Consider the following 16,649-nt stretch of genomic DNA (forward strand, 5'->3'; position numbering starts at 1 on the left):
TTATGATAGAAATTTTATAGCAACATTAGGAGTATATATCTTAACTTCTTGACTTATCCAATTATCAAATTGTTGGTGAACAATTTCACTACGAGGATCGTTATTCACAAGAGCTATTAGTAAATTAGAATTAATAACAATATTCATTAATTATTAGCTAAAAAATAGACCTTTGTTCTAACTATTCTCGAATTTCTTCGACAGTCAGTAACTTGGATTCAGTGATACATTACTTTCTTTTTGTATTTTTTCCTTACGCTTAAATAATTCTACCACTACTTGCTCACAGATAAAAATGTCATAATTGAACTTAGTCGTAACTCACTAAAATATAGGCGATAACATTAATATAAAGATAATTTGAGTAAATTGGAAATAGGAAATTCAAGTTTAAATAAGGATTGATTTTTCACTTTGGCAATTAAGTATAATAGAGAATTATAGAGCAACTAAAAAAGCAGGGAATATGAACAGTATCATAATCGAAAGCTTTGATGACGACCTCATAATTAGGTTATAAAAGCGAGGGGAATATAGTGGATGTTCTCTTGAAGCGGAAGCTAAAGAAATTATCGGTGTAGTCTTAATAGAAAGCGAAGAAAATTCTTTACGTCTTGCTGACAAAATCAAGGAAGGTTTTTACCATTTTGGAGATATTGAAATGCCAATTACATCTAAACACTGCCTCTAAATTAGTTAAATTTGGTTTAACTACACAGCAAATCTCTGAAGCAGTAGATTTACCATTAAATGAAATACAACAGCTAATGGAATAAAAATATTACTATAAGTTAATAGAATAAATATGATTGTTATATCAAGTTATTTGGTGTCTAGCAAACACTTTACATTTATAAATTAACCTCTCTCCATAGTGATTTGTTTCTAATTTATTAAACGTATTATTATCAAAATTAATTCCTTCTTATTCTATTTTTTTACTAAGTTTTTAAGACGCTAACTAAAAATGATTAACCTCTTTAATTGATATTAAAATTTCTTGGTTATCTGATAAATTTACTTCCTCTAAGAACTCGATAATTTTTTCATTTTTTAATTAATTTTACCGAAATCAATTTAACTTATTAAATATACAGATTAAATATACAGAAAATTTTAGCTTAATTCTAACACTTATTTATTATAAATAAACATAGATTTAGACACAAGGTTTTGGCATAAATTATTTGTGTTGGGTTTCGTTGCCTCAACCCAAACTATAATAACTGATTAATTATTAATTACTTCCTATTTCTCATAGATAAACCAATACGTTTCAACTTTTCATTTACTTCCAAAACTCGCACTTTTACTACTTGCCCAACTTTCACAACTTGCTTGGTATCTTTAACAAAATAATCTGCTAATTGAGAAATATGCACTAATCCATCTTGATGAACCCCCACATCAACAAATGCACCAAAATTTGCCACATTAGTTACTATTCCCTCTAACTCCATTCCTACTTCTAAATCCCTAATTTATTTAATGCCTTCTCGAAAATTTGCATACTTAAATTCTGCTCTAGGATCTCGCCCTGGTTTTTCTAATTCACTAATAATATCTTTTAGAGTTGGTTCCCCAATTTTATCAGTAACATACTTTTTTAAATCCACATATTTTATTTTATTATAAATTTGGTTAATTTGATTTATTGGCACTCCTAAATCTTGAGCGATCGCCTCAACCACAAAATAACTTTCTGGATGTACTGCCGTATTATCTAAAGGATTTTCACCACCACGAATCCGCAAAAATCCAGCACAAAGTTCAAAAGTTTTTGCTCCTAATTTTGAAACTTGTAAAATTTCCTGACGACTTTTAAAAGCTCCATTTTCATTCCGATATTTAACTAAATTTTTTGCCACTGTAGAACTCATACCAGAAACAAAAATTAGTAGTTCTTTAGAAGCAGTATTCAAATCTACTCCCACATAATTAACACTACTTTCTACCGTCTCATCTAACTTTTTTTTCAACAATTTTTGGTCTACATCATGTTGATATTGACCGACTCCAATAGACTTCGGTTCAATTTTCACAAGTTCTGCTAAAGGGTCTTGTAAACGTCTACCAATACTAATAGCTCCCCGGACCGTAATATCTAAATCAGGAAATTCTTCTATGGCTACTTTAGAAGCAGAATAAATCGAAGCTCCAGATTCATTAACCATAACTTTTATTGGCTTTTCTTCCAAAGTAGAAATTACCTCAGTAATAAACTCATCTGTTTCTCTTCCTGCCGTACCATTACCAATAGCAATTAGTTCAATTTTATACTTTTGAATTAACTCTTTAATTGTAATACTAGCTTGTTGCTTTTTTGCCACAGATTGATGGGGAAATATAGCTTGATATTCTAAAAATTTACCTGTTTCATCTAACACTGCAACTTTACACCCGGTTCTAAATCCTGGGTCAATTCCTAAAGTTGGTTTCATCCCTGCAGGAGGAGATAATAATAACTCCCTAAGATTAGTTTCAAAAGTTTTAATTGACTCAATATCTGCCTCTGCTTTTTTTTGGGTTCTTACTTCATTAATTAGGGAATTTTTCATCAAACGATTAAAAGCATCTTTAAGCATTTCCTGATAAAAAATTCTGATTTCTTTGACTCTAGTACGAATTTCTGAATCTGCTAAATAAGATAGTATAAATTCTCGGTCAAAATCAATATCTAAACTTAATACTTCTTCCGTTTCTCCTCGTAACAAAGCCAAAATATTATGAGGAGCAATATCTTTAACATTTACCCGAAAATTTCGGTACATTTCAAATTTAGTCGTACCTTCTGGATAATCATTTTTTATTTTGGAAGTAAAACAACCAGAGTTGAGAAAATATTCTCGAATATAACTCCTTAACTCTGCCTTTTCTGCCACTGCTTCTGCCAGAATATCAGACGCTCCTTGGATAGCATCTTCTATATTTTTTACTCCTTTTTCTTCAGCAATATATTTAACTGCTTCTTGTTCAAGAGATATAATTTTTGCTTGAGGATGATTTTGAGATTGGATAAATTCTGCCAAAGGTTCTAAACCTTTTTCTCTAGCAATAGTTGCTCTAGTTCGGCGCTTTGGCTTGTAGGGAAGATAGAGGTCTTCTAATTCTGTTTTCTGCAAACAAGACTCTATTTTTTCCTTTAATTCTTCTGTAAGTTTACCAGTTTCACTAATTGCTTTTAATATAACTTTTTTTCTTTCTTCAAGTTCTTGAAGATAAGTATATCTATCCCAAATATTCCGCAATTGAGTTTCATCCAGGGAACCAGTATATTCTTTTCGATAACGAGCTACAAAGGGAATAGTTGCTCCTTCGCTTAAAAGTTTTAGAGCATTTTTAGTATTTTTAGGATTAATATTTAATTCTTGAGAAATATATCTATTTATTTCCATCATGAGCTATCTATATAAACATAATTTTTGATAATTTTATACCAATTTATAAAAAAAATACAAATAATCAAGGTAATAAAAAAACTTTAGAGAGTAGTGGCTTGATCACGAATTAATCACGAAAAAGATAAGTTATGACCTAAAGATTATATCGTATTCATTTATAATAACTTCATAAGTAGGTTGTATATGACTTCCCTACTCCTGAATTCAAATATATATAATCAGAACTAAGTATTTTTAACCAACATTTATCATACTTGACGTGAGAGTTATTGGGAAATAAAGTAAAAGTAAAATAAGTTAAGAAAAAATTGGCTAGCTTGAGTACTAAATATTAAGGGGACTTTAAAGTAGCATATATTACTCAGATCATTAACACCGATTAAATTGTAAAGCATTTCAATGCTTACTCTTAACCTTCACTCAGATATATTAGTAAACATTGAGGGATAAACCTCCTCAGCGCTCTGTTGGAGGAGGCCGTAAGCTTCGTTTACTGACTTCTAAAAACAAATGATTTTATATTCTCTTCTACTTGAAATGTTACCTCGCCTTTGATAGTATCTTGTTTGATATAGACTGCAGCTAGGTATATAATTAGCCTCATGGTTTACAGCCTATTTTAGAAGCATCCTTAGGAGAAAAAAGCAGTATCAGAATGCCATATACCCACCCCATAAAAAACCAAAGGGGGAAAAATTAAGCGCAACAGCAAAAGTATAGAAAAGGGAAAGTTGAGTCTATTTAGGGTGATATTTGAAAACGCTTTCGCGGGAGTCAAAGGTTATGGAGCTGTAAATGAGATTTACTGTCGTCATAAGGATGATTTTGATGACAAGTTAATGTTAATAGTAACTGGTGAATTGAATTTGTACCTGATGGCAGCATAAATAATAAAATCACTAACTAAATTTAATTAGTTTGATTTTTCATTTTTGCTAGCCTAAGTTATTTCCTCACAACTCTATTTTATGCCAAATTAATTATATATTAGATTTGTTTTAAATTCAGCAAAAAAAATTGCTAAAACTATTATTAGTCAAAGTTAATAGTGTTTTTTAGAAAGAAAATACTGAAAATTTTATAGAGTAATTTTTTGAGCATTTTCAATTTTTCTACACCAAACAAATTTATCCTTTTTCGTAAAATAATTCATTTTTTTTATTCATTAATGCCAAAATATTTACTGTTTAACTTTGACAAAATTTACAAGTTATTATTATGCCTTTATCCTGCTCTCCATCAAGAATATATGGTTTCAAATAAAACCTAGTTTTATCTAAATAAATTAAATCAATTTATCCTTTTTTATGTTTAAATTTGAGTGCTATTAATTTTATAAATTAGATTTATAGCCTTGAGGAATTTGAATCATGATTTTTCCTCATTGCTTTATTTATCATTTTCCATTTTATAGCTAAATTTTTGATAATTCTTTTTATAATATATTTTCTGAAATTAATTTTTTTTCGATATTTTTAAAGTCTGTTTTTATTTTTTTTATTACTTTTAAAAAATTATTGTTTTACATCACTGATGTTTTTTTGATTATCAGTTTATTTTTGTCGATATATTTTTCTGTAATTATACTTAATTATATAATCTTAATGCCCCTATAAATTGCTATTAAATCAACCAATCAAAGATAGATTGTTACTCATTTTTAAATTTTCATTACTGCCTTTATAGGAAATATTTAACTTATCAATATTATGCATTTAACTTAGTTCCTAATTTGATAAAAATTCTTATGGCTACTTATTCTTTATAAAATATTTTACAATCTGGTATAAAGTTGATGATAAACCTCATATTTCATAGATATGTTTTAAGCTTTCACACTAGATATTACTTATTAAATATCTGTAATTAATTTAGCACAATTACTTATAATAATGTTAATATTAATTATATGGTGATTCTCCTTTATGTTGTAATAATTGATAATTACGGGGTGAAAAAAATGAGATTGAGAGACTAAAAAAAACAGATTTTTTTCTCACAAATCATTTATGAATGCTATAGTTGATATTTTTTTAATAGGTAAAAATGGCTCATTTAAAATTACGGCGTGCAGAAAATATTAGTGGTGATATATTTGTTGATAATACTTGTATAGACTGTGATACTTGTCGTTGGATGTCGCCCAAAATTTTTCATCGCAATGGAGCAAAATCAGCAGTTTACTATCAACCTAAAAATCAAATAGAAAGATTAGAAGCAATGCAAGCTTTATTATCTTGCCCGACGAATTCTATTGGTACTGTTGAAACTCCAAAAGATATTAAAAAAGTTCAAGAAACTTTGCCAATTTTAGTTACAGATAATGTTTATCATTGTGGTTATCATTCAGAAAAATCTTTCGGCGCTGCTAGTTACTTTATTCTGAGACCAGAGGGAAATATTTTGGTAGACTCGCCTCAATTTTCAGCTCCGTTAGTAAAGCGTTTGGAAGTAATGGGAGGAATTAAATATATGTATTTAACTCATAAAGATGATGCAGCAGATCATCAAAAATTTCGAGAGCATTTTAGTTGCGATCGCATGCTCCATGTTGATGATATCTCCCCAGATACTAAGAATATAGAAATAAAGTTAACTGGTACAGACCCAATTTCCTTAACTCCAGATTTATTAATTATTCCTGTGACTGGTCACACTAAAGGTCATACAGTGTTACTCTATCAGAAATTTTTATTTACAGGAGATCATTTAGCATGGTCTAGTCACTTAAATCAACTTTATGCTTTTCGTCGCCACTGTTGGTATTCTTGGTCAGAACAAATTATCTCTATGGGTAAGTTAATAAGTTATAATTTTGAGTGGGTATTACCTGGTCATGGTCACCGTTATCATACTGATAAAAAAACTATGCAACAAGAGTTAAAAAAGTGTATTGTTTGGATGGAAAAATATTGAGCTATATTAGTTTTAATTTAGTAAATTTGTCGAATATATGTTATTATAAATATGTAGATAAAGTTGAATTTCTACTTAATATTTATTGCTCAAAATTATAAAGATTTGAGAATTACTGCATATACTTTAGTATTACATATCATAATGATAAGGGGTTGAGTAATTTTAGAATTTATGATGATGGGTAAATAATCTATGCTAATATACAAAAGCAAATAAAATTAAGTGTCTAAGAACCTAAGAACCTTAGAAGCAATAGTCATAGGAGAGTAGTCTTGGTTTATAAAAATGGCACCAGACTAATTACTTTTGCACCAGAAAAAAGAAGAAAAATCTCAATAATTGGAGGATGATACATTAATGACGCAAGTGATACTAGGAGAAAACGAGGGCATTGAATCTGCATTACGTCGATTTAAAAGACAGGTTTCTCAAGCGGGAATATTCCCAGATATGAAAAAGCATCGTCACTTTGAAACGCCGATTGAAAAACGGAAGCGTAAAGCAATGGCATTACAGAAGCAAAGGAAGAGACGTTCTCGCTATTAAGAAAAAAGTTTATTTTCAGCGATCCCCACCCTAAATTGGTGACTTTATAAGTCGATAGGCGATACTTGAAGGTATTAAAAAAGCTTGTTTGGAGACGCAGATAGGCGTCTCCTATGGCGCTAAAAATATCAAGCTACATATTGAAATATTGTACTTAATACAAGTGCTTTTGTATTATTATTTAACTATCCTAATTAGGGCTTGTATACTGAAGTTTTATCAGTGAGGATAGCTGATAAGATATTGAGGCATAGAGGTATAGAAAATATAAATTACAGAGGACATGCTCGAAAGTATTTTATTTCAATTTTTATCCCCTTAATAGCTAAAAATCCTCTATTATTATCGAACTTAGTAATAACTTATTATATATTTTTCTCACAAAAAAAGTACTTAGTAATATTTAAGTAAATGCGTTTAGTTTTTTTCAGCTAGTCCTAATTACTTGAGTCCATAAGAAGGTTAATAATTTAGCTTATATGGATGTGTTATTAATTTGTAATAACTACTTATAACTAATTTTCTGTTAAATTTAAGATTAATTTAATTACTGAATCTAACCCTATATTTTGATAGAGAAAAAACTATGGTTGTAGATCAGCAAGCAATTGATATTGCTCCTTTTATTGACCACTCCTTATTAACTATTACTGCTACCCCAGAGGAAGTGTCAAAATTTTGTATTGAAGCTGACAAATTTCGATTTCCATCAGTTTGTGTATACCCTTGTCATGTAAGAAAAGTAGTAGATTTACTTAGTACTAAAAGTCCTAAAGTTTCTACAGTAATTAATTTTCCAAATGGTACTGCTACTAGTAAAACAAAACTATATGAAGCTTTAGAAGCGGTAGAAAATGGAGCTTCAGAATTAGATGTAATGGTTAATTTGACTTATATTAAAACAGGTGAAATGTCCCAATTACATCGGGAAATAGCTGAAATACGTGAAGAAACTGGTAAAACAGTTAAAGCTATTTTAGAAATGGCTTTGCTTACCAAAGATGAAAAGTATTTAGTGATAGAGGTTTTGATGGATGCGGGTGTAGCTTTTATTGCCACAAATACTGGGTGGTATGGTGGGGCAACAGTGGCAGATGTAAAACTACTCAAAGAAATAACTAAGGCTAATGTTGGAATTAAAGCGGCAGGAGGAATTAAAACCTACGAGCAAGCAGTAAGCCTAGTTTTGGCTGGTGCGACTAGGTTGGGTACATCCCGTGGTCTAGAATTGCTCAACCAACAAAATAACCAGTCGGAATTGGAATAAGTCAAAACTCAGAATTAAAAAGAGGTGAAGGTAGGAAAGCTCATAAAAGTTTCCCTATTTTTTCAACTTGGGACATTTAATCATATCGAATTGTTCTCTCCCCAAGGGTTGGGTCTTTTCCTTGAGCCATCTCTAGTATGTCCTGCGCTATAGTTTAAACCTGAAAAAAACTTTGATTCTCTGTTACTTGTTGCTTAGAGCAATTATTACTACAAGTATTATAAATCGAACCCCATAGCTCTAGTTTAATAGGTGCAAACACTAAAGTTATGTACCCGCTTGTTTTTAAAGCTGTTTAGGATGATATTTTGATTCAGTCCAACCCTACTTAGGCTAATGTTGATATTTATAATACTCGCCTTAGTTTCCTGAGCCCAAACCATACACCTGGGAAGTATTAGCACTAAGTATTTAGGGTGTACACACTGATTTTAATCATTTTTGGGGAAAATTTCCGCACCTGTGCACCTGAGTCATAAATTAATTTTGACTTTCGAGTTGTGAGTAGTACTATAGTTACTCTCTCATCTCTAATGCCCTACTCCTAACTTCTACTAATTATATGGCCAAACTCTATAAAGCAACAGGAATAAACCTCAAAGCTATGGCTTTAGGAGAATCAGACCGTTTATTAACTATCTTAACTCCAGAATATGGCTTGATTCGAGTAGTAGCTCCCGGAGTGAGGAAACAAAAATCTAAACTGGGGGGTAGAGGTGAACTATTTGTAGTAAATCAATTATTAATATCTAAAGGGCGATCGCTTGACAGAATTAACCAAGCAGAAACCATAACCTCTTACACTGGCCTTAGTCAAAACCTGGGAAAACTAGCGGCAGGTCAATATTTAGCAGAATTAGTTCAACAAATAGCTCTGAAGGAAAATCCTCAAACTGAACTTTTCCATCTACTAAACGAACACTTGGAACGTATAGAACAACTACAACATAAAACTGACAGACTCTGGTCAACCCAACTCATAGCATTTTTAGCTCATGGTATCTATCATTTACTCGCCATAGAGGGAATAGCACCCCAAGTCCATCAGTGTTGTGCTACAGGAAATGAATTACAGCCAGATTTTAATAATTCTAAATGGCAAGTCGGATTCAGTATAGATGCAGGAGGAATTATTAAAGTTGATGAGACTTCTGTTGTACAATCTTTCTGTAAAGATTTGTCAGACTATTACTTAAGTACCAAAATTAACACTCTCATTAATGCTAATCAACTTTCACTACTTCAGCAGCTACCACAACCTCAACTTCAGACTATAGTTAAACTTACTTCTTATCAAGATTGGGTAAAAGTGGAACAACTTTTAAGAAAATATACCCAGTATCATTTAGGTTATTCTATTCGCTCTGCAGAATTGATTGATACTTATTTAAAATCCATATCTCCTTTAATAAACAATGCAACTATCTGATTCAGATTTAACAAATAAACCAAAACAACTTAAAAAAGAAAACTCATCTAATACAGAACCTATTTCTCCAGCATTATTATCAGTTAAAGAACCCGAACGTGGGTTTTTACCAGTTCTGAAAAATAGTAAATTCTTAATCCTCTGGGGCGGTCAAGTATTTTCTCAACTGGCAGACAAAGTTTACCTGGTATTAATGATTACTATTATTGCTAATCAATTCCAAGCAACAGACCAAACTATAAGTGGGTGGGTCTCAGCAATTATGATTGCTTTTACTATTCCCGCAGTATTATTTGGAGCTGCAGCTGGTATCTATGTGGATAGGTGGCCAAAAAAAGCTGTTTTAGTTGTGACAAATATTGTCAGAGGTGGTTTGGTTCTGATCTTACCAATGATATTGTGGCTATCTAATGATTTTAATCTAGGTAATTTACCTTTGGGATTTTGCCTAATGTTACTATTAACTTTTTTGGTTTCTACTCTGACTCAATTTTTTGCCCCTGCGGAACAAGCAGTTATTCCTCTAATTGTGGAAAAGCCATATCTACTTTCGGCAAATTCCCTTTACACTACTACAATGATGGCTTCTGTAATTATTGGCTTTGCAATGGGAGACCCTTTGTTAGAATTTGCAGATAAAATATTTGCCCAAATTAGTTTTGGGAAAGCTTTCGGTAAAGAATTTGTGGTAGGGGGAAGTTACGCGATCGCTGGTTTACTATTAATTTTACTCAAAACTGGGGAAAAGAAAGACAGGACAGAAAAGGAAAAAACCCATATTCTGGAAGACTTGCGAGATGGCTTGCGTTACCTGAAAAATCATCATCGAGTTCGTAATGCCATTATTCAGCAAATTATTTTATTTTCGATTTTTGCAGCTTTGGCGGTCTTGGCAGTACGTTTGGCAGAAATTATTCCTGGTATGGAAGCTGAAGAATTTGGGTTATTATTAGCTGCTGCTGGAGTGGGTTTGGGTATTGGTGCTGGAATAGTAGGTCAACTTGGACATTGGTTATCTCATTTCCAACTTAGTTTGATAGGGTCTATGGGAATGGCAGTTTCTTTAGTTGGTTTATCTATATTTAACCAAGAGTTTTGGGCAGCTATGGTGTTAATTGGTATTTTAGGAATGTTTGGTGCAGTAGTAGGAGTGCCAATGCAAACTACTGTTCAGGCTGAAACTCCTGAAGAAATGCGGGGAAAAGTATTTGGTCTCCAGAATAATGTAGTTAATATTGCTCTGAGTTTACCTTTGGCTTTAGTGGGAGTGGCAGAAACTTTTCTAGGTTTATCTACTGTTTTGCTTGGGTTAGCAGGAGCTGCAATAACAGCTGGTATTTTCTTCAGTCTCTTTTCTATACCGACTTTAGAATAGTTGTTATAGCAATCCTATTTTATTTGTGTATAAAACAACTCGACGCTGACCTATCAGTAGAGCGCGCGACTACTCGACGGAATAGCTAAATACCTATAAACATTCATTTAATCCATCCCAAATTTGATTATTATCTAAATAAAAACTAATAAATACTAACTGATTTTTGTTAGGTTTTAAACAAGTTTCATCTGCTTCTAATGTCTAGTTTTGTCACTAATTTGAAAGATATGTCTAAACTCAATATCATCTAACCAAAGAATACCTTTTGCTCGGAATAAATCACCCCAAATATGTTAGAGAAACTTTTCAAACTTAAATACATTTATGGGGCGATCGCTCTCAAAAGATACAGCAATAAATCCATCATTTTCTAAATGCTCAGACTGATATTTTTGAGACTGAATATATTCCGACACAGGTATCAAACCTACATCTAAAATTTAGGGTAATAGCAGTTGACTATACTCAGTCTGCAATATCTTTGCTTTCTCTTTTATCAATTTAATATTTGACTCTAACTCCCCTAGTCTTTTTGCAGAAAATAAGTCAGTTTTATTCAGGAAAACAAGTCGGCAAAAGCAATCTATTTTAAAGCCGCTTCACTGTCAAAATAATTGGGAAAAAAAGTTTCAGCATCCACCACAGTCAAAATCGAATTTATTCTATTTAATTCTCTCAAATCTGTCTCCAAAAATGTCAAAATAATTGGAAAGAGGTCAGCTATTCCCGTAGTTTCTATTACTAAATAATCAATCTTTTTATCTATACCTAAAGCTAATACTCAATAAACCGCTTCTACTAAACCATGATTTAGACTAAAGCAAATACAACCATTATTGAGCTAAACCATATCCTCTTCAATAGATATCAGAAGTTGACTGTCTATATCAATATCTCCAAACTTATTGACGAAAACAGCAACCCTTAAATCTTATTTATTTTGAACAATATGATTGAGTCATATTGTTTTCCCACTACCAAGAAAACCAATAATAATACTAACAGGTATTCCCTCTTGAAGGAATTCTCCTATTTCTTTTTTGGTCATTAGAATTTCTTCCTATTTCAAAATTAATGCAACTTCCTTAGCAAAATAAGTCAAAATCAAATCCGCACCAGCCCGTTTCATACTGGTTAAAGTTTCCAACATCACCTTTTTTTCATCTATCCAACCCTTCTCACCAGCAGCCTTAATCATGGCATATTCCCCACTAACGTTATAAGCAGCTACAGGTAGATTTGTTGTCTTTTTTACCTCACAAATAATATCTAAATAAGCGAGGGCAGGCTTGACCATTACCATATCTGCACCTTCGGCAATATCCAAAGCCACCTCTTTGAGGGCTTCCCTAGCATTAGCAGAGTCCATTTGATAAGTCTTTTTGTCCCCAAATTTCGGTGCAGAGTCCAAAGCATCCCGAAACGGGCCATAATAAGCTGAGGCATATTTAGCAGAGTAGGCAAGTATTCCCACATCAAAGTATTCAGCAGCATCCAGAGCTTTGCGAATTGCTCCAATACGCCCATCCATCATATCTGAGGGAGCGACGATATCGGCACCTGCTTCGGCCTGAGATAGTGCTTGTTTAACCAAAACTTCTACAGTAGGGTCGTTGAGAATGACTCCATTTTTCCCTACAATACCGTCATGACCTTTGCTGGAATAGGGGTCAAGGGCTACATCAGTAATGACAACAATATCTGGTATTGTTTGTTTGATCGCCCTTACAGTTCTTTGTATTAAACCCTCTGAGTTGTAGCTTTCGGTGCCAAAATTGTCTTTTTTAGCTTCCGCAACTAGGGGGAATAAAGCGATCGCATTAATTCCTAAATTATAAGCATCCTCTATTTCTTTGAGCAGTAGGTCTAGAGTATAGCGATAACTGCCTGGCATGGAAACAACCTCGACTTTTTGCCCTTCTCCTTCCATTACAAACAATGGATAAATTAGATCGTTGACTGTCAACTGGGTTTCTTCAACCATGCGTCGCAAAGCAGGAGTGCGACGAAGACGACGGGGACGTACGACGGGAGATTCTGTGGACAAATTTACTTCTGTCATGGGTAGATTACTTGCCTAATAATTTTGATAGTGATTAATCATAATCAAAAATTCACATCTAGTCAATAGAGATAAGGGATAATCTCCATCCGATCTCAAATTAAGTAGGATCATATAATTATTGCTCTGCTGATTAACTATGAAATCATTTATAGATAAAAGCTTTAGTGTTTATGAGTAGAAAAAAGTACATGTTTTGCGATTGCTCATAGCTACAAAAAATCAGCATTTTTATCAGACAATGGCGATAAAATTAATGAAAAAATATATAAGGCTAATTCCTCATTTTTTGGGAAAAAATTAACTTTTTTTTCAACTAAATAAGCTATGTATTTTTATAAGTTACGCTTCTAAAGGAAACCTCATTAGTATTAGGGTTATAAAGAGTATAAGTAGCATTTCCCGGCAAACTTCCCACATTACCTACCCCTATAACCTGATAGGGTGTCGTCAAAGTTTGAGTAGATGATGTTGTCTCAATAGCACCAACTTCAGCTCCCAACTTTGTCACTCCACTACTCACCGAACCATTTTCCAACTGATATTTAAAAGCTAAACCGGAGCGACCACAAAATAAATTATTAACGCCAAAACGCATTAATCTATCTAACATTTGTATCGGTGGAGTATCGGGAGTCAATTTATCGCTGACCCCCAGAGTGCTACCATGAATTAATAAACAGTCAAGTTCAGAAAAACCAAAGGGCAAACTTCTTAACCATTCTACTGTTTCTCTATCCACATTGTCCCATAATATTTTCACAGTATTCATACCATATTCTGCTATTAATTCTGTTGGTTCGGCTGTGGTAGTTAATCCATGTAAAATTAAACATTGTTCTTCCCACCATCCCATACATACTTTGGGTTTAAGTTCGTTTTGTTTTGGATAACGTACTCGCTCTACTAATTTTTTGCAATCTATATTTAGCCCGACAATATCCCCCAAAATATATAAGTCTTCTACCAAATACTTCTGCTTTTTTATATCAGCTATTACAGCATCATAAGCTGTTATATTTCCTTCTATCTTAGTTAAAATTGCCCAGTAACTCATATAATTTTTTGCTTTTTTTTTAGATTAGATAAAGTGACATTAATTAGTTTTTATCAGCCATAAAACAATAATACTTGTTTCAAAAAATATTGCTTTGCTTGGTTATAAGTCAATACGGTTCAGATAAGATTCAAACTCTTATGATTTCATACCATAAGAGTAAATATTCAGATTACCGAAATGTCAAAAAAATTCTTAACTTAACCTTATCGTTATTCTAACTAACTCCTAAAACATGAATAACCATGGGTTGATTTTCATCAATAAAATAATCTATGGGTTTTAATCCTCCTTTTATAGCCTGATTTTTAAAATAACCTACGGGATATTTATAATAACTTAATAGATGAAATTTTGTGCCTTTCTTAATATTTATCGGAATGCCATCTAGAACAAAGTTGTGTTCTTCAGTTGCTCTGACATTATGTTCTAAACAATGAGTTTCAGCTACCCAATTAAAATCATAATTAAATGTAGTTGGATCGAACCCATAAACTGGTAGATCGCCATTGATCAAATATCAAATACTAAGTATCAACTTTGCCATTTTTCTATCATTATAAGCTTTTCTTAATGACGACTAATTTTGATTAGTATCCTGTTTCCTAAAAATAGAAATTTTGCATCAGAAAGGCATCAGGCATTAAAATCTATCATAATATTTGCTCTTGAGATACACTAAAGCTCAATACAGTTTAGTTAAAACGAAAACTCATAAGAGATGGAATGATTATATAGAATTTTCCAACTACAAAAATGCCAAAAAAATCCTTAAGTGAACCGTATTGAAATATAAGTTTTAGTTAGTAAGTGGACTGTAACTATCTTTGCCTGAATTTCCTAGAATTTTATCTTCAGATAATTTATAAATTGTTTTTGGGGCTTTGCTTTCCAAACTCTCAAGTTAAATTAGCATCTTTTTTTTCATAATCTAAAATAGATAGCACTTTCAACTCAAAACTTGTAATAATTACAAGTCAACAACCAACTCCTAATTAATTATCTCTCACAAATATGAGTAGGATCATCAGCTTTTTCAGCATATTCTAAACCCTTTGCCAAACGCCAAGCAAAAATTTCTGGCAACCCCTTATTAACTATAGCTTCACAAGTAAGTTGATAATCATAGGGAATCTCTCGAATATTTACTTCCCCTGTTTCATTATCATAAATAACATAAGTAGCATTCGGTCTGCCATGGCGAGGTTCTCCTACAGAGCCAACATTAACAATTTTTTTCATAGGAGCAATACAAGTATTTGACTCTAAATTTTCCCTCCCAAAACTACTAACTTTAACTGATAGTTGACTAGCATCAAGAGTACGAACATAAGGCACATGAGTATGACCGCAAAACAACACATCAGCACCACTACTAACTACCCTTTCAACTGCTAAAAATCCATATAAATCTGGTAATAAATATTCATGGTTACTATGAGGACTACCATGAACAAAACACATATTTTCCTCTTTCAAACTATGAGGTAAAGACCCTAAATATTCTCGAGTTTCTGGGTGAATTTCTTGATTAGTCCATTCGTGGGCTAACTTGCCACGTTTCTCTGCTAATAAAGAAGGATAACTACATTCACAAGAATTTAATCCCTCCACAATATCCTCATCCCAACAACCTAAAACTGTGGGAATATCTAAACTGCGAATTTGCTCGACAACCGCATTAGGATGGGGACCATAACCGACCAAATCTCCCAGACAGAAAATTTTCTCTGCTTTCTGTTTTTCTATATCTATTAATACAGAATTTAAAGCTTCATAGTTACCATGAATGCAAGACATAACTGCAATTTTCATACTAATTCTTCCTCTGTAATTCCTAATGTTTCTTTCACTTGTTGTTGATAAGCTAAAATTGTTGCATCAGGCAAACAACAATCTTGTAAACTTTCCGCCAAAGCTTTTTGATTTAAGTTATGACCAAAAACTTCAATTCCACTAAAACGTTCTGGTCTACCTTTTAGCCACCTTGGTAAATTTAATTCTTGATATTCTGTCTCTTTTCCTAGTACAAAATCAAAGTAAAAAGCACGTCCATCAGCAATATCAAAAATTGCTTTAGCACGAATTATTTTACCATAAGCACCTGCGGTTAATTCTTCATACCAAAAAATATCTACACTGGCCGGATCAATTACTTGACCCTGGGTAGGCGATCGCCAGATCTGACAGTTATTAGTATTGCTCTCAATAGCCAACCCTTCTACAGTTTCGTTTGCCCACTGATGCCATTCACTATTTTTTGTTCCTGGTGGGATAATGGCAATACGACTGCTAGGAATAGTATCAAGCAGTGATGACATTGCATCTAATTCTAAATAAAATCCTAATTCGACAAAAGCAACTGCACCATTAGCAAGATATTCTATGAGCTGTGACTCTTGAGCATCAGAAATAATTTTTAGATGGGGAAATTCTGTAGCCAGACAGGTTTGGTCAATGGGAACATTGCCGGTACCAGGGCTAAAATAGACAGCGGAATTAGCTTTAGGGATTTGTTTTCGAATAAAACTTGTTTTGCCGACACCCGGTGGGCCAGCTACTACAGTAATTATAGGTTTTGACATTTTTC

At 32.6% G+C, this 16,649-nt stretch carries 14 protein-coding genes and 1 pseudogene; 6 read left to right on the forward strand and 9 right to left on the reverse strand.

Going from position 1 to position 16,649, the window contains the following annotated elements; genetic code table 11:
* Together TERY_RS33895 and TERY_RS22225 are read right to left on the reverse strand one after the other, a co-directional pair.
* On the reverse strand, nt 1-147 hold the full coding sequence (locus TERY_RS33895) for a hypothetical protein (RefSeq protein ID WP_155994579.1): 147 nt from the start codon (nt 145-147) through the stop codon (nt 1-3).
* Between the two features lie 1,094 nt (nt 148-1,241).
* Nucleotides 1,242-3,398: pseudogene (locus TERY_RS22225) on the reverse strand (Tex family protein).
* 734 nt (nt 3,399-4,132) lie between these two features.
* Between TERY_RS22225 and TERY_RS35485 the strand changes: the two are divergent.
* The 6 genes from TERY_RS35485 (at nt 4,133) to TERY_RS22255 (ending at nt 10,937) form a co-directional block, all read left to right on the forward strand.
* The gene (locus TERY_RS35485; protein ID WP_370496107.1) at nt 4,133-4,288 is read left to right on the forward strand and encodes a hypothetical protein; all 156 of its coding nucleotides are present in this window, start codon (nt 4,133-4,135) and stop codon (nt 4,286-4,288) included.
* Between the two features lie 1,159 nt (nt 4,289-5,447).
* Nucleotides 5,448-6,317, forward strand: a complete 870-nt coding sequence (locus TERY_RS22235; protein WP_011613893.1) for a 4Fe-4S domain-containing protein — start codon at nt 5,448-5,450, stop codon at nt 6,315-6,317.
* 360 nt (nt 6,318-6,677) lie between these two features.
* On the forward strand, nt 6,678-6,866 hold the full coding sequence (gene rpsU, locus TERY_RS22240) for a 30S ribosomal protein S21 (RefSeq protein WP_011613894.1): 189 nt from the start codon (nt 6,678-6,680) through the stop codon (nt 6,864-6,866).
* Nucleotides 6,867-7,452: 586 nt separating this feature from the next.
* The gene (gene deoC / locus TERY_RS22245; protein WP_011613895.1) at nt 7,453-8,133 is read left to right on the forward strand and encodes a deoxyribose-phosphate aldolase; all 681 of its coding nucleotides are present in this window, start codon (nt 7,453-7,455) and stop codon (nt 8,131-8,133) included.
* 562 nt (nt 8,134-8,695) lie between these two features.
* Nucleotides 8,696-9,562 carry a DNA repair protein RecO gene (recO, locus tag TERY_RS22250; RefSeq protein ID WP_011613896.1) on the forward strand — a complete coding sequence of 289 codons (867 nt, stop codon included), beginning with the start codon at nt 8,696-8,698 and terminating at the stop codon, nt 9,560-9,562.
* Complete coding sequence (locus TERY_RS22255; protein WP_011613897.1) at nt 9,549-10,937, forward strand: MFS transporter; 1,389 nt, start codon at nt 9,549-9,551, stop codon at nt 10,935-10,937. The genes recO and TERY_RS22255 overlap by 14 nt, the downstream gene beginning before the upstream one ends.
* Before the next feature lie 296 nt (nt 10,938-11,233).
* Here TERY_RS22255 and TERY_RS37685 read toward each other — a convergent pair whose 3' ends face one another.
* From TERY_RS37685 to TERY_RS22285, 7 genes are all read right to left on the reverse strand, one after another.
* Complete coding sequence (locus TERY_RS37685) at nt 11,234-11,356, reverse strand: hypothetical protein (protein WP_011613898.1); 123 nt, start codon at nt 11,354-11,356, stop codon at nt 11,234-11,236.
* A 167-nt stretch (nt 11,357-11,523) separates the two neighbouring features.
* Entirely contained in the window at nt 11,524-11,640 is a 117-nt protein-coding gene (locus tag TERY_RS37690; protein ID WP_370496110.1) for a hypothetical protein, read from the reverse strand.
* A gap of 360 nt (nt 11,641-12,000) precedes the next feature.
* Nucleotides 12,001-13,002: a porphobilinogen synthase gene (gene hemB / locus TERY_RS22265; protein ID WP_011613899.1), complete on the reverse strand. Its 1,002-nt coding sequence runs from the start codon at nt 13,000-13,002 to the stop codon at nt 12,001-12,003.
* A gap of 325 nt (nt 13,003-13,327) precedes the next feature.
* Nucleotides 13,328-14,059 (reverse strand): hypothetical protein, encoded by a 732-nt coding sequence (locus tag TERY_RS22270; RefSeq protein WP_011613900.1) that lies wholly within the window; start codon nt 14,057-14,059, stop codon nt 13,328-13,330.
* 217 nt (nt 14,060-14,276) lie between these two features.
* A complete protein-coding gene (locus TERY_RS22275) occupies nt 14,277-14,576 on the reverse strand; it encodes an L-histidine N(alpha)-methyltransferase (protein ID WP_011613901.1) in 300 nt (99 codons plus the stop codon).
* A gap of 482 nt (nt 14,577-15,058) precedes the next feature.
* Complete coding sequence (locus TERY_RS22280) at nt 15,059-15,874, reverse strand: metallophosphoesterase family protein (RefSeq protein WP_011613902.1); 816 nt, start codon at nt 15,872-15,874, stop codon at nt 15,059-15,061.
* Nucleotides 15,871-16,644 (reverse strand): GTP-binding protein, encoded by a 774-nt coding sequence (locus TERY_RS22285; RefSeq protein WP_011613903.1) that lies wholly within the window; start codon nt 16,642-16,644, stop codon nt 15,871-15,873. The genes TERY_RS22280 and TERY_RS22285 overlap by 4 nt, the downstream gene beginning before the upstream one ends.
* Nucleotides 16,645-16,649 lie beyond the last annotated feature (5 nt).

It is taken from the genome of Trichodesmium erythraeum IMS101 (genome assembly GCF_000014265.1).
Taxonomy (GTDB): domain Bacteria; phylum Cyanobacteriota; class Cyanobacteriia; order Cyanobacteriales; family Microcoleaceae; genus Trichodesmium; species Trichodesmium erythraeum.

What these genes read in the sequence shown, in the direction of transcription:
- TERY_RS22255 (WP_011613897.1), top strand. Translation starts at nt 9,549, where the DNA reads ATGCAACTATCTGATTCAGATTTAACAAATAAACCAAAACAACTTAAA.
- recO (WP_011613896.1), top strand. Translation starts at nt 8,696, where the DNA reads ATGGCCAAACTCTATAAAGCAACAGGAATAAACCTCAAAGCTATGGCT.
- TERY_RS22280 (WP_011613902.1), bottom strand. Translation starts at nt 15,874, where the DNA reads ATGAAAATTGCAGTTATGTCTTGCATTCATGGTAACTATGAAGCTTTA.
- hemB (WP_011613899.1), bottom strand. Translation starts at nt 13,002, where the DNA reads ATGACAGAAGTAAATTTGTCCACAGAATCTCCCGTCGTACGTCCCCGT.
- TERY_RS33895 (WP_155994579.1), bottom strand. Translation starts at nt 147, where the DNA reads ATGAATATTGTTATTAATTCTAATTTACTAATAGCTCTTGTGAATAAC.
- rpsU (WP_011613894.1), top strand. Translation starts at nt 6,678, where the DNA reads ATGACGCAAGTGATACTAGGAGAAAACGAGGGCATTGAATCTGCATTA.
- deoC (WP_011613895.1), top strand. Translation starts at nt 7,453, where the DNA reads ATGGTTGTAGATCAGCAAGCAATTGATATTGCTCCTTTTATTGACCAC.
- TERY_RS22285 (WP_011613903.1), bottom strand. Translation starts at nt 16,644, where the DNA reads ATGTCAAAACCTATAATTACTGTAGTAGCTGGCCCACCGGGTGTCGGC.
- TERY_RS22235 (WP_011613893.1), top strand. Translation starts at nt 5,448, where the DNA reads ATGGCTCATTTAAAATTACGGCGTGCAGAAAATATTAGTGGTGATATA.
- TERY_RS22270 (WP_011613900.1), bottom strand. Translation starts at nt 14,059, where the DNA reads ATGAGTTACTGGGCAATTTTAACTAAGATAGAAGGAAATATAACAGCT.